Below are 14,063 nucleotides of genomic sequence, written 5' to 3'. Positions count from 1 at the left end.
TTTTTATAATTTTTTCGTATTCGGTATAGTCAAAAAAGAAGAATTTGTTGCCGTATGCCTAAAAAACACCTCTAAAATACATTAAAAATTAAATAATCAAGCTCACCCTTATAAACTTGAGAATTCAATGTTTCATAGATATGGGATTCAGCCGATAGGGGTGGGTTATTGCCGTTTACTTATAGCACCAACTTAACAAACAATTCATATCTATTCGATTTAGCGCACCTTAATAATCTAATAGGCGTCCATTATCATGCCATTGACCGTACATTTTATTTCTTTTAGTGTTTGTTATAAATTTGTCTAATCTACTCTTAAATAATTCTGGCTGATTTTTATTGCTTTGTATCGTGTCAATCCGAATTCTTTTATAAAGAGCTGGAAATTCCAAAAAGTTTCCATATACTTGCCCGTCCTCTTTTAGCCGTTCCTCTATAACCCTATCTATTTTAATAGAATCGTAATCCATATCAGGAAGTACCCTTCTTCCCTCGTCTCTCATTAACTCCAACTTTTCGAGGCGGCGGACACGTTCTTTATTCAATTCAGTCCATGAACTTTTTTTGCTTCTAGGAGACAGTCTCTGCGCCAGTTGGGTTTCAGATATTTTCTTTTTGACTCCATCAATCCATCCAAAGCACAAAGATTCTTCGACCGCGTCCAAATATAGCAACGTATCTGGGGTTGGTTTCATACTAACTACTACCCAACAAAATTTTTCAGTTGTACAATTTTCTTGTAGCCAAACCCTTAAATCGTCTCTCGAATTTATTGGAATTAGATTTTCAATTTCCATAGATAAAACAATCTCCTTTCTAAGTATGGAAAGTAATTATATTCATTATACAACCTTTGATTCTAGTCAATATTGAAGTTATAAGCAAGAGAGTGTAATGATACATATATTCATTTTACAAGCAGTAAAAAGGTCGATTTCTCTGTTCTCAGAAATATCGACCTTTTTAGACTGAATTGATTAAATTCAAAGCAACGTTCAGTGCCTTAACCAAGACTTTAAAACGATTTTTCATACGTTCCTGCTGAGGATTTAGATACTGATGATGTCATTTCATCATATCGAAGTTCTCCTGTCCGTTGTACAGAAAACGGGATTGGATATCATCGACATACTCTCTCGACGTCAGAGATTAAATTGATTTCGTAGATTCCTGATACCAATAAAGTGAATAATCGTTCATGGTAGATGCGTGGCCCAACTGACGCAACATTGTAGAAACATTGCCTCTGTGATAGGTCCCGTGATTGACCACATGCAGTACAATTTCCGACAACCGTGTTTGGCGGATGCTGGCAAATGGATTGTCAAGCAGAATGGTTTGCTCCAAATCGGTCTGGCTTCGGAACCATTCCCTGTATTGTTCCTCTAACTCGGCAAAGTTATGAGAGTATTCATCTACAGAAGACAGAATACTCTCATTCAAGGGTATGCATGCATGCAGCGCCTCTTGCATTCCAGTGCCTGTTAAAACCAGATACCACATCTTATCAACCGCATAGATATGACTAAGGGCATGGGCGATGGTGGGAAACGAGCTGTTCACTTCTTGACTCAGCATAGCGGACGGGAGTTCCTTGATTCTCCCAAGAATCGTTTGGTTCGCCCATGTGTGGTAGTTATACATTTCTATTGGATGATTCATAATTCGTATCGTCTCCTTTTGACTTTTCATAGATTTGATTTTGTTTCTATAGTTATAATAAAAAAAGATAAGATCGGGAACACAATCTTATCTTTAGCACAAGGAGTAAACAAAAGGAATAACCATCATATTTTTATAATACTCCAATTTTTATTAATTTTGAATATTGGAACCGTAATTACTAAATATATCTATATTGAGAAATTCATTACAAAATTAGTTATAAATGATTCAAAACTCCAATGTAAACTTTTATTTTTTGAAGGGTATGAGAAATAGTTTAGAAAAAACTGAAAATTAAAATATTTAAATGTATAATAATGTATAGAAGATATTGAAGAAATAAAAGAGAAGAGGGAATATTGTATGACTAGTTTAAAAAATGTTCTTGAGCTTGATTTTGCATATCTTGAAACCTTTACTAGCCGAATAGAGAAATCATGGGGTTCTATATTTTGTAATGAAAGTAATCCGTATTATTATGATGCGAATCATGCACATGTAAGTGTAGTAAGCTTAGATCCACAAATAATAGTAGATGAAGTAGTCCATTTCTATAAGACTAAAAATATAGTACCTAGATTTTATATATACAACTTAGATATGCAAGAAAAACTGATTTCTGAATTACAAATAAAGAATTTTGGATTTGAAGAATTAATAAATCCAGTCCAATTATGGAATAAGAAATTAACTAAAAAAGATAAAAATGAAAAAGTTACTATTGAAAAGGTGACTGAATTAAACTTTGAAGAAGCTTTAGATATTGAATGTAATATAAAAGAGTTTGGAGGAGGCGAAGTTAGAAAAAAAGCTTTTCAAGGGGAATTCCAACATCCAGCATTCACTCACTATTTACTTAGATACAATGGAGTAGCATGTTCCATCGCTTGTATTTTTGAACATGAAAAACAGGCCCGAATGGAAAGTGTAGCTACAATTGAAAAGTTTAGAGGTAAAGGGTTAATAGGTGAACTTATTCATTTTATTCAAAGTGAAGTAATGAATAGAGGACTAGATAATCTTTGGGTGATTCCAATTAACGAAAAAGTAGAAAAAGTGTATGAAAAGTATGGATTTGAAACAGTAGAAAAAATTAAAACAGGACATGCATTTTTAGAAGGAAAAAGTATTAAAGAAATTCACGAGGGATAGAAAAAATCAACTCATTTTGTTAAAGAAAAATATTAAGTTAACAAGTGTATTGAAAGAAAAAAGACGACTTTACATTAGTCGCCTTTTTTCTAAAGAATTATATTAAACCAATCAAGTTATTAAGCATTTATTTTATTTAAAATTGAAACTTTATTAGTAGTAAATAATACATAATCTTCCTTTTTAGTTTTAATTAAGATGCGATCAGTTGTAGCATAAGGTGTCCCAATTCGAATTGCATCATTTTTTTCAACGCCAGCATAAGTATCATCTTCAGTAACTTCAATAATTTCATTTAGTGGAATATTAACTTTTGCCAATTGCCATTTAATAATTAATTCCTCTGTTGTTTTTATAACATCAATACCCAACATATTATCAAGACCTTTCCATTCTATTTTCTAAATATAATTATAAATCAAATAATTGCATTTGTAATTAAGTATGTTTATTGAACATTTATGTTTGTTAATGATATGAATTAAAAATTTTTTATCTATTTCCCAATGTAAACTTTTAGCCAGTAGTTTACTTTCATAATATTGATTTTGATACGTGTTTGGTAAAGAAAAACACAATGAATTGCAAATAAAAACTATACAGAAATCTAGTTCCGTATAGTAAAGTGCATATGATAAATCCCTCTTTGCTATCTCCCAAAAAAGAATCTTGGCTGCAGACTCTATAAACTGTATTTTCAGAAACATTGCAAGCGTGTAAGAAAAATGAAAGGTAATTCAATATGAGAATAACAATCTTAATACTACAATGAAAACAGAAACATTCATAAAAATTCTGAGGTACGATATCAAGTTATTTTAGTGCTTAAAACATTCGATTAAGAATTACAGGCTAAATAAGGAAATACGAAACTAGACCATCAATTAATAGAAAATTATTCGTATTTTAAAAAAAGGAAAAATGTCGGCAGGCATCATCTATCAGCGCTCATACTTAGTTTGTATATTTGGAGGGGATTTCTCATATGAAAATAGTAAAAGTAAAAGATCTTAGTAAAGAATACACAGGAAAGGTTTCACATACAGCACTTTCAAATATTAATTTAACAATTACAGAAGGAGAATTTGTTGGGATTATGGGTCCTTCTGGTAGTGGGAAAACAACGTTATTGAATATGATTTCTACTATTGACTCGCCAACATCAGGCAGTGTATTCATTAATAGTAAAAATCCTTATCAACTATCACCCAATGATTTGGCCGTATTTCGCAGACAGGAATTAGGGTTCGTCTTTCAATCCTTTAACCTGTTGCATACATTAACAGTAAAAGAGAATATGGTTCTTCCGCTCGTATTAGATGGCATGAATGTGAAAAGAATAAATAAACGAGTAGAATCTATTTCAAAAAAATTAGGAATCAGTGAAATTTTAAATAAACGAACATATGAAATATCAGGAGGACAAGCACAGCGAACAGCGATTGCCCGTGCACTCATTCATTATCCTAAATTGGTTCTTGCCGATGAGCCAACAGGAAACTTAGATTCTAAGGCTTCCCAAGATGTAATGGAGATATTAACACAATTAAATAAAGAGGAAAAGGCAACAATGATGTTAGTAACGCACGATCCAGTTGCTGCAAGTTACTGTGACCGCGTTATTTTTATTAAAGATGGACAGTTATATAATGAAATTTTCTACAATGACAATCGTTCGTTATTTTATCAAAATATTATGGACATTCTTTCTATGTTAGGAGGGAACAAAAATGAATTTTCGACAGCTCGCATTTAATAATGTTATACGGAATAAACGAATATATCTTGGCCATTTTTTTAGTAGTACATTTGCGGTAATGATTTTCTTTACTTATGGGCTACTTGTCTTTCATCCGAATCTACAAGGGGAACTGACTCATGCAAGTACCATAATGAATACATTTGGGAAAATAGGATTTCAACTATCGTATTACTTAATCTTTGTTTTCTCTTTTCTATTTATTTTCTATTCTGTTAGCGCATTTTTAAAAAATAGAAAAAAAGAGTTTGGATTATTAATGTTACATGGAATGTCTCATAAACAGCTTCATCGATTAATTTTTTTCGAAAATATGTTGATTGGAATCCCGTCTATACTAGCAGGCATTGGACTTGGGATGGTTTTTTCTAAATTATTTTTACTAGTTAGTGGGTCTTTATTAGGAGTAGAGCATACGTTATCATTTTACTTCCCATTAAAGTCTATGGGAGTAACAGCTCTTTCCTTTTTTGTTTTATTCCTACTCATTTCATTATTTACATCAAAAATGTTGAATATGAATGAGCTTGTAGAACTCATAAAATCAGAGGAAAAACCAAAACCTGAGCCGAAAGCGTCCGTTTGGATATCCTTGTTAGCAATGATCTTAATTGGAGCAGGTTACTCCGCTGTCCACTACTGTATCGTCGCGGTGCATTACGTGAGTAGTTTGAATCAATTATTCCTACTCGTAGGTGTAGGTGTCTTATTAATTGTATTTGGAACCTATTTTTTCTTTACTCAATTGTGTGTATATGTGATATACACTTTAAAAAATAGAGAAACTACATTCTTTAAAAGAACCAATCTCCTTGTTATTTCAGAATTAGCGTTCCGAATGAAAGATAATGCGAGAACGTTCTTTATCGTTACAATTATATCAGCTGTATCATTTACAGCAATTGGAGTTTGTACGGCAATCGCAAATCCTGAATTGGCAAAAAGTGCGACCCCATATGCATTTACCTATCGATCGGATAAGGGAAATACACAAGAAAAATCCCATATTGAAGAGATAAAGAAACAATTAAAAGAATCTGGATTTTATTATAAACTTGTAGCAACAAAATTTAAAAGGGCACAAAACGGGTTGATGTTAATTAATATTTCTACGTATAATGAATACGCTAAAAAATTAGGGTATGAAATAGAAAAATTAACAAATGAAAATGAAAGTATCGCAATACTACCAAAGAAAAACCAAACAAGTGCAGAGGATAGAAAAACATTTGAATTAAAAGAAGTAGAAGTACCAATTTCTGTTCAAAAAACAATTTATATCCCAGAATTCGCCGAGATTGACAACCCTTTTATTGTCTCTGATGCTGTTTACAGTAAAGTTCTAAGTGTACAACAAGAAGGCGTACTCCGAGATTATACCATATATGGTTTTATCATAAAAAATTGGCCTGAAACAAGTGCAATTTCTACAAAACTTATGAAGTTCATTGGTACGAGTCAAGAGGATTATTATGCCTTTTCTTCTTTGTATTCAAAATGGCTTGAACTGAAACAACAAAATGGATTACTTTCTATTTCAAGTGTATTGGTGGGGATTGTATTTTTCGTATTTACACTAAGCTTTCTATATTTCCGTCTATTTACTGATTTAGAACGTGATAAAGAGCAATATCAGATGCTTTCAAAATTAGGTTTAAGACAAAAAGAGTTAAAGCAAATTGTGACAAGACAAATGATAATTCTATTTTTCTTGCCGATTGTAGCGGCTATGGTTCACAGCAGTTTTGCATTTATAACTTTTCACCAATTAGGACAAACAGTAAGTAGGGAACTGTCCGTTATTCAAAGCTCAATTGTTGTATTAGTAAGCTTTATTTGTATGCAAATTATTTACTTCCTTATTATTAGAAATCACTATATAAAACGCATATGTACAAAAATATATTCATAAAAAAGAGAAACAAAAAATTGAAGGTGCATACTCAATCACTAATTATGCTTGGATATGCACCTTGAAAGTAAGTTTGATCTAAATGCAGTTGGAAATCAGGGCACATCCCTTGGACTGTTTCTACTCCATCGAGGTGGAGTAGCACCCAGAGATTTAACGAACGAAGATTTGAAAAATGCAGAAACCTATACTCGAATTGCAATAACTAATATGACACGTGCATATAACCGTGGTTTACAGAAAAGTTTAAAAGGACCAGACCTATTAAAGCATGTTATTAATACCTCAGGTTGGCCTGGTAATAAGAGTGTTCAATGGACAGAGAAACAGACAAACTATAACAAGGGTTTAGAAAAGAGTTTTATAATGCTTTCTAAACGACAATACAATGTTCTAGAATGAAATTTTTAACGATTATTATTATATAATTCATGCTTAAAGACGAAAATTCTCTTCAAAAGATGCACAGATTGACTTTGTACTGCTTATATCAGGAATTTAAAGAAGCATAAGCACAATATGTACAATTCAGTGGTCTATATTAACAGCAAAATAACTTTTAAAATAAGTAAATATGTTTATGTGTGTCAATAAATTAGAATAAAACCTTAATAAAACCTTAAAAAAAACTTTAGATAAAATTTCTTTTATCTTTCTATATTTATTCTATAATTTATGTATAAATATGAAAAAGCTCTTTAAAAGATACACAATTTTTTGTAGCGTTTATATCGGGAGTTTAACGAAAAATAAACACAATATATTTACTTTGCTTACCACACTAGTATAGTCATCTATATTAATAATAAAAACTACAATTTACAAGGAGAATACTTTATGAGTAAGAGAATAAACGAATTAGACTCAATACGAGGACTAGCGGCTATCACAGTGGTATTTGGACACTTTTGTTTAATGCTACCATCGTTGCCTAATTCTATTAAATTTTCCCCGCTTAGGTTTTTATGGGCTGGTGGGGAAGCTGTAATCGTTTTTTATGTACTCAGTGGTTTTGTGCTATCTATGGCACTCTATCATTCAAAAACAAATTATTGGGGATATTTAATTAAGCGATTTGTACGAATCTATATCCCTTATTATTTTTGGATATTCATCACTTTTGCTTTATTTATTTTGTTTTCACCATATGAAGTTACGGGACTACGAGATTGGTTCTATGATAAGTGGCAAGGGCCAATAACAAAATTAGATATGATGAATCACTTTGTACTTCTTAATAACTTTTTTACGGATAATTATAATCCGGTTATCTGGTCATTAGCTCAAGAAATGCGTATATCTATCGTATTTCCCTTGTTATTCCTTCTGTTTTATAAACAGAGTTGGAAGAAAACGATACTGTTTGCTATGAGCTTTTCTTTAATTGGTATTTTCCTTAATATGTTGCATATTGGGAAAGCTGAGGGGTTTTATAATGGTTATGCCGATACACTGCATTTCACATCTATGTTTATGGTTGGAATGCTACTTTTTAAACATCAGGAAGAACTTACTCAATTATATAGAAGTATGAAAAACTTAAACAGAAAACTTCTTATCGCATTAGGGGTCTTTCTATATCTATATTCCATTATGATTTATGGGCTTTCTAGTAATGATACTACTTTCTTATTAAAAGATTGGGGTGTGGTCATTGGTGTTAGTATAATAATCATTATGGCAATGAATAACCTAAAGGTAAAAGCTATTTTAAATAAGGGTGTATTTGTATACTTAGGGGAAATTTCATATAGTATCTATTTATGTCATTTTCCAATCACGATGGTACTCTTTAAACTTTTGTATGCAAAGATACCCACCCTTTTTCTTCTTATCTTATGTATTACAACGACAATACTTTGTTCTATATTATCGTATCATTTAATTGAAAAGAAATGTATCAATTGGGCAAAACAAAGAACAGCAAAGTTCAAAAAAAAAGTGTGACATTTGTAGGGGGACGGAAACGATTCAAAGAATAACCCGCTTTGAAAAATCCTCCAATTCAGGCGGTTGTTTTTCTTTAAATTTCTATATTAAACTTTGCACCGAAAAGAAATAATTTTAAGTCCGAAAAGGTACGAATTTTTAATACGAGGAGGAGGAGTGTATGAAGGATACGATTAAAACACGATTTATTATATTATTCTATATTAGTATTTTAGGTTTAGGAACCATGCTTGGAATATTTTATGTTAAACATAAAACCAATATTCAAAGAAATAAAGTGATTGCTGCCGAAAAACGCTTATTGCAATATGAGCTCACCTTGAAAAAAGAATTAGAAAAATATAATTTGGGAGAGAAAACAGCAGTTTTATTAGGAATTATGTACCAAGAGAGTAGAGGTGAGGGAAACGACCCTATGCAGTCTTCTGAATCACTGGGATTAAAGCCAAATGAAATTCAAGAGACAAGCTTGAGCATTAAACAAGGGGTAAAACACTTTGCTCAAATGTACAAATATGGAACGGAAAAAGATGTTAGCATGGATACAATTATTCAAAGCTATAATATGGGACCAGGGTATATTGATTTTATTGCGAGTCAAGAAGTTAAACAACACTCGGAAGATTCGGCCAAAAATTTTTCTAAGATGAAAGTTGATCAAAATCCAGAGATGTACACTTGTGGTGGAAATAAAAATAATTTTAGGTATCCATATTGTTATGGTGATTTCACATATGCAACAAAGGTGAATGAAAAAGCAAAACTTATTGAAGAACTTCTCCGAAAAAATCCAAAATTTAATTCAGAAAATTTTTAATGTAAGAGCTTTAAGATTCATGTGAGGGATCTATTAAATCAGGTCATAGTGATACCCGTATTCTAAAAATAGTCTGACTACATGTCTGGTTCAGATAGGTTTGGAGTGACTCATGCAAAGTAGATAGGATTTAAAAAGCACTCCACCAAGTCACAAAAATTTAGGTTTTACCGTAGGTACCGTTTCACGTTCAACAAAATAATATTAGGTTGATAATGTCTCCATTTAAATAAACTTTCCTCATCCACACTAATCATAGACCTTTTTAAAGTAGTCTAATCAGTATGGATAATTTTGAGAATGTTCAATCTATCCTTATTATTGTAAAATATTAATAAATGTTAATGTACACATAAAAAACAGGATAGTTCCTATAAAAAGTAAATACAAAAATGTCTAGGGGGGTAATGGTGGAAAAAATAGTTTTTTTAAAAAAATTAGATAAGAAACTAATATTCATTTTATTCATATTATGTATCACCAGTATTGTTGCAATATACAGTAGTCAGCAAACCGGGCAATATGGTAACCAAAATTTTGCTATGAAACAAATGGTAAATTACGCCATCGGATTTGTTTTATTATTAATTGTTGCCAATCTCGATTTAGATCAATTACAAAAATTAGCTTGGCCGATTTATATTGTGGGGTTCATCTCAATTATCATCTTAAAGGTATTACCAGTATCAAGTTTTACACCTGAAATATCAGGTGCAAAAAGATGGTTTAGATTTCCAATTATTGGTGCTACGCAACCAGCTGAATTTTTTAAGCTTGCCTTACTTCTTCTGGTCGCAAGTTTAGTTGTAAAACATAATGCACAGTATATGGCACGGACATTTCAAACTGATTTACTTTTGATTGGTAAAATATTTTTGATATCTATTCCACCAGCGTTACTTGTATATAGTCAACCCGATACGGGAATGGTGTTCCTATATATAGCAGCCATTGCATGTATTATATTTATGTCAGGAATTCAAAAAAAGTTAATCGTACTATGTGCAGGAATTCCAATGACTGTATTGTCTGCTTTAATATTTATATACTTGAAATATCCAGATATTTTCTTCAATAAGTTAGTTACTTTATTAAAGCCTCACCAACAATCGCGAATTTTAGGCTGGTTAGATCCATTTCAGCATACAGATCAGGGATATCAAACTCAACAATCACTTTTAGCTGTTGGTAGTGGAGGGGTAGAAGGAAAAGGCTTCGGTTCTGGAAATGTTTATATTCCAGAAAAACATACTGATTTCATTTTTGCCACAATTGCCGAAGAAGGCGGTTTTATAGTTGCCACTTTTATAATATGCATATTCTTCTTACTGCTTTCCCGAATACTTATAATTGGTAATTCCGCAAATAATTTATTCGGCACCTTACTATGCGCAGGAATAGTAGGCGTTCTGATGTTACAATTTTTTCAAAATATCGGTATGATTGTGGGATTAATGCCTGTCAAAGGTATTGCACTTCCATTTTTATCATATGGCGGAAGCTCTTTATTTTCGAACATGCTAATGATGGGGCTTATTCTATCCACACGAAAAACATACAAAGAATATATGTTTTCAGTGAATCAGCACTAAATATTAAATAAGAAGTACTTATACCTTAAACTATTCGTAGAATAACACGAGATGAAAGAGTTATAATCAAGTATTGTTAATAGACAGAGGGAAGAGAATATTGAACTACTCACCACTTAACGTCCTAACGGACTGTTTGAAGTGGGAGATTCCTGCGAACACCGATTATCCACCGGTTATCTTAGCAGGCTCTATCCGTAGTCCCTACGGTGAGAACATAAGTATCTTGTACGTTGACTCACCACACTCCCTACTTTAGCTTGGTTTTCGCAACTTCGGCAAGTGTGGGCGATAGAACGTTGAAGATTTTACGGTTGCAACGTTTGTCTGCAACCAACCTCATATCTTCAGTTTTCAAAGAGCAATCTGTACAAGTAAATGATAGCAAACATGTTGGCCTATGCCAACCGAAATTCATCTCCCACCTAAAATTGGTGTTTCACACCTTCACATTTTTGAGGAAGGAGTCTTCTGTCGGAAAACGATAAATCTACAAATTATGGTCAGGAGAGGTTTTGCTCTTTGTAAGGATGAAAGGTGAAAAGAACAACTTTCCATCACCGGGTGCAGATTTTATATATTTAATACCAGATGATATCGAAGAAAAATAAAGAATATTCCTGTTGCAGAATCCTTAAGCCAGTAAGGATTCTTTTTTGTATCTAAAATCCAAAAATAAAAAGACAAGATCCGGGAAAAGGATCCTATCTTTAGCACAAGGAGTAAACAAAAGGATAACCATCATATTTTTATTATAATTTATCTTTTGTTAATTTTGAATATTAGATCCATAATTAACAAGTATATCTATATTGAGAAATTTATTACAAAATTAGTTATAAATAATCCAAAACTCCAAAAAAGTATACATTCAAAACACTTTTATTTGGGTGGTTATGAACAGTTATTCCTTTTACATAAAAATACTCGAACAGCTTACGAATTATATTTATTTGTCCGATTAACTAAAATGATTTATCAAATCAAAAAGGAGAGTGGGGCAGATGAAAATAAAAATTCGAAGTTGGTAAATTGAAAGTGGATATCGAGATTAACAAAGCTACATTTAATGTTTGTTATGGGAGATTGTTCATGGTAATGAGTTTAAGAACTGTTTTTTTACCATATTTCTTTCAGTTTTGTTAGAACTAAATAAAGCTCCTTAAATGGTCGTTTTTAGAACTATTAATAGTGTTTAATACATAATCAATATGGATATTTATGGTGCATTGATTGGGGGAGTAAAAAGAAATGTACTTAAAGCATTTGAGTAAAATAATGAAATAACACTCTAGGATATGATAAAATAAAGAATGTACGTTCGGTCGGTCGGTCGGTCGTTGTAGGGTTATTATAATTTAAGGGGGAGAAATAATTGGAAGAAACAAAATATTCGCAAGTTTGGAACTTAGATAATCTATTCCCAGGTGGAAGTAAATCGTCTCAATTAAGTGAACATATAAAAGATTTAGATGTTAAAGTCAATAAATTTGAAGACAAACTAAATTTTTTTAATACCCCGCGAAACATAAATGAATCAGAAAAAGTTGCAGATTTACTTGATTACATAGGAGAAATTCAAATTTATATATCACAATCTAATTCTTTTATAACCTGTCTTCTTGCTCAAAATCCTAAGGATCAACATGCTATAACTTTAAAAGGAGAAATAACAAAAATACATACTCGTTTTGAATCTGCATTGAATAAAGTGAAAAATCCTTTAATAAAAACGAATCAATGTTTGTGGGCGGACCTACTTAATACTGGTGTTTTAGCAAATTACAAGTTCATACTAAATGAATGGCGTAAAGATACTAAGATGAAACTTTCAGATGAAGAACAAAATTTAGTGTCGGGCCTTATGGTAGATGGGTATCATGCTTGGGGGCAATTTTATAATTCGTTTATGAGCAATATTAGAATTAAAGTTCAAATAAATGGTCAACAAAAAGAATTATCAGTGGGACAAGCTATAAATTTACGTTCACATCCTAATGAAGAAGTTCGTAAAGAATCTCATACTGCTTTAGAAAATAAGTGGAGAGAAAACGAAGATTTATTTGCGAAAATATTAAATCATATTGCAGGATTTCGATTACAAGTTTACAAAAATTGTGGCTTAGATAATGTAATAGAAGAACCCTTAATGAAAAACCGTATGAAAAAGGAAACGCTAAATGCAATGTGGTCTGCGGTTCGTAAATTCAAAACCCCCTTCACTAACTACTTAAATCAAAAAGCAAAAATGAATGGTCATGAAAAAATGAAATCTTTTAACTTTTGGGCACCTGTTACAAAGAGTGATGCAAAAATAGAATATGAAGATGCTGTTGATTTTATATTGGAGCATTTTAGTCAATTTGGAACGGAATTAGAGGATTTCGCTAAACAGGCTTTCAATAAGGGTTGGATAGAATCAGAAAATCGCTCTAATAAGTCAGCTGTTGCTTTTTGTGCTGGGTTTCCACTTTCGAAGGAATCAAGAGTTTTTATGACATACGACGGTACGTTTACAAATCTATTAACACTAGTTCATGAGTTAGGTCATGCTTTTCATAACCATGCGATGAAACCTATTAATGGAATGAATAAACAATATCCAATGAGTATTGCCGAAACTGCTTCAACGTTTTCTGAGATGATTATTTTAGATGCTGCAATGAAAAAAGCGGGATCTACTGATGAAAAATTGTTTTTACTTGATGAGAAATTAAAGCGTAGCGTCATGAATTTTATGAATATTCATTCTAGATTTTTGTTTGAAATGAAATTTTATGAGGAACGTAAAAAGGGAGTTGTTTCATCATCACGCTTAAATGAAATAATGCAAGAAGCAATAGATATAGGGTATGCTGGTTCCCTTGATAATGCTTCACTCCATTCATGGATATGGACACCACATTATTACATTACACAGTCTCCTTTTTACAATTTCCCATATACATTTGGATATTTATTTGCATTAAGTATATTTGCAAACGCAAAAGAAAAAGGGAAAGAATTTGAAAAAGACTATTTAAAATTGCTTCGTGATTCAGGAAGTATGTCAACAGAAGATTTAGTAATGAAACACTTAGGAGAAGATATCACATTAGAAACCTTTTGGGAAAAAGGGATAAAATTATGTGTTAAAGATGCTAATGAATTCTTAAAATTAACTTCTTCACAAAGTAAAGTGTTTCAATAAATATAAAATACTGGAGGAAATAAA

Annotated in this window: 10 protein-coding genes and 2 pseudogenes; 8 read left to right on the top strand and 4 right to left on the bottom strand. The window is 31.8% G+C overall.

All coding sequences use genetic code 11. From position 1 onward, the window contains the following. Positions 1-229 precede the first annotated feature (229 nt). Together F0362_RS29255 and F0362_RS29250 are read right to left on the bottom strand one after the other, a co-directional pair. Positions 230-799 (bottom strand): YdeI/OmpD-associated family protein, encoded by a 570-nt coding sequence (locus F0362_RS29255; protein WP_000402104.1) that lies wholly within the window; start codon positions 797-799, stop codon positions 230-232. A 352-nt stretch (positions 800-1,151) separates the two neighbouring features. Beyond that, a complete protein-coding gene (locus F0362_RS29250; RefSeq protein ID WP_001016311.1) occupies positions 1,152-1,664 on the bottom strand; it encodes a DinB family protein in 513 nt (170 codons plus the stop codon). A 366-nt stretch (positions 1,665-2,030) separates the two neighbouring features. Here F0362_RS29250 and F0362_RS29240 point away from each other — a divergent pair, with 366 nt between their 5' ends. Then, complete coding sequence (locus F0362_RS29240; RefSeq protein ID WP_000202497.1) at positions 2,031-2,819, top strand: GNAT family N-acetyltransferase; 789 nt, start codon at positions 2,031-2,033, stop codon at positions 2,817-2,819. A gap of 119 nt (positions 2,820-2,938) precedes the next feature. Here F0362_RS29240 and F0362_RS29235 read toward each other — a convergent pair whose 3' ends face one another. Beyond that, a complete protein-coding gene (locus F0362_RS29235) occupies positions 2,939-3,193 on the bottom strand; it encodes a SunI/YnzG family protein (protein WP_000900580.1) in 255 nt (84 codons plus the stop codon). Between the two features lie 611 nt (positions 3,194-3,804). Here F0362_RS29235 and F0362_RS29225 point away from each other — a divergent pair. The 5 genes and pseudogenes from F0362_RS29225 (at position 3,805) to F0362_RS29205 (ending at position 9,257) form a co-directional block, all read left to right on the top strand. Beyond that, positions 3,805-4,575: an ABC transporter ATP-binding protein gene (locus F0362_RS29225; protein ID WP_080609099.1), complete on the top strand. Its 771-nt coding sequence runs from the start codon at positions 3,805-3,807 to the stop codon at positions 4,573-4,575. Continuing rightward, complete coding sequence (locus tag F0362_RS29220) at positions 4,550-6,490, top strand: FtsX-like permease family protein (protein WP_001011365.1); 1,941 nt, start codon at positions 4,550-4,552, stop codon at positions 6,488-6,490. Before F0362_RS29225 ends, F0362_RS29220 begins: the two co-directional genes overlap by 26 nt. 63 nt (positions 6,491-6,553) lie before the next feature. Further along, positions 6,554-6,892 (top strand): annotated as a pseudogene (locus F0362_RS31510) (transglycosylase); the annotation flags it as partial. A 435-nt stretch (positions 6,893-7,327) separates the two neighbouring features. Beyond that, positions 7,328-8,437 (top strand): acyltransferase family protein, encoded by a 1,110-nt coding sequence (locus F0362_RS29210; RefSeq protein ID WP_000044247.1) that lies wholly within the window; start codon positions 7,328-7,330, stop codon positions 8,435-8,437. Positions 8,438-8,600: 163 nt separating this feature from the next. Beyond that, the gene (locus F0362_RS29205) at positions 8,601-9,257 is read left to right on the top strand and encodes a lysozyme family protein (protein WP_000655506.1); all 657 of its coding nucleotides are present in this window, start codon (positions 8,601-8,603) and stop codon (positions 9,255-9,257) included. Between the two features lie 170 nt (positions 9,258-9,427). On the opposite strand, the pseudogene F0362_RS29200 reads toward F0362_RS29205, so the two are convergent. Beyond that, positions 9,428-9,514: pseudogene (locus tag F0362_RS29200) on the bottom strand (IS6 family transposase); the annotation flags it as partial. A 150-nt stretch (positions 9,515-9,664) separates the two neighbouring features. Here F0362_RS29200 and F0362_RS29195 point away from each other — a divergent pair. Together F0362_RS29195 and F0362_RS29185 are read left to right on the top strand one after the other, a co-directional pair. Then, the gene (locus tag F0362_RS29195) at positions 9,665-10,849 is read left to right on the top strand and encodes an FtsW/RodA/SpoVE family cell cycle protein (RefSeq protein WP_080609097.1); all 1,185 of its coding nucleotides are present in this window, start codon (positions 9,665-9,667) and stop codon (positions 10,847-10,849) included. Between the two features lie 1,375 nt (positions 10,850-12,224). After that, on the top strand, positions 12,225-14,039 hold the full coding sequence (locus F0362_RS29185; protein WP_098009806.1) for a M3 family oligoendopeptidase: 1,815 nt from the start codon (positions 12,225-12,227) through the stop codon (positions 14,037-14,039). The last annotated feature ends 24 nt before the right edge of the window (positions 14,040-14,063 follow it).

It is taken from the genome of Bacillus sp. BS98, assembly GCF_008432245.1.
GTDB lineage: Bacteria > Bacillota > Bacilli > Bacillales > Bacillaceae_G > Bacillus_A > Bacillus_A toyonensis.
This window is presented reverse-complemented; position numbering and strand designations above follow the sequence as displayed.

What these genes read in the sequence shown, in the direction of transcription:
- F0362_RS29255 (WP_000402104.1), bottom strand. Translation starts at nt 799, where the DNA reads ATGGAAATTGAAAATCTAATTCCAATAAATTCGAGAGACGATTTAAGG.
- F0362_RS29250 (WP_001016311.1), bottom strand. Translation starts at nt 1,664, where the DNA reads ATGAATCATCCAATAGAAATGTATAACTACCACACATGGGCGAACCAA.
- F0362_RS29240 (WP_000202497.1), top strand. Translation starts at nt 2,031, where the DNA reads ATGACTAGTTTAAAAAATGTTCTTGAGCTTGATTTTGCATATCTTGAA.
- F0362_RS29235 (WP_000900580.1), bottom strand. Translation starts at nt 3,193, where the DNA reads ATGTTGGGTATTGATGTTATAAAAACAACAGAGGAATTAATTATTAAA.
- F0362_RS29225 (WP_080609099.1), top strand. Translation starts at nt 3,805, where the DNA reads ATGAAAATAGTAAAAGTAAAAGATCTTAGTAAAGAATACACAGGAAAG.
- F0362_RS29220 (WP_001011365.1), top strand. Translation starts at nt 4,550, where the DNA reads ATGAATTTTCGACAGCTCGCATTTAATAATGTTATACGGAATAAACGA.
- F0362_RS29210 (WP_000044247.1), top strand. Translation starts at nt 7,328, where the DNA reads ATGAGTAAGAGAATAAACGAATTAGACTCAATACGAGGACTAGCGGCT.
- F0362_RS29205 (WP_000655506.1), top strand. Translation starts at nt 8,601, where the DNA reads ATGAAGGATACGATTAAAACACGATTTATTATATTATTCTATATTAGT.
- F0362_RS29195 (WP_080609097.1), top strand. Translation starts at nt 9,665, where the DNA reads ATGGTGGAAAAAATAGTTTTTTTAAAAAAATTAGATAAGAAACTAATA.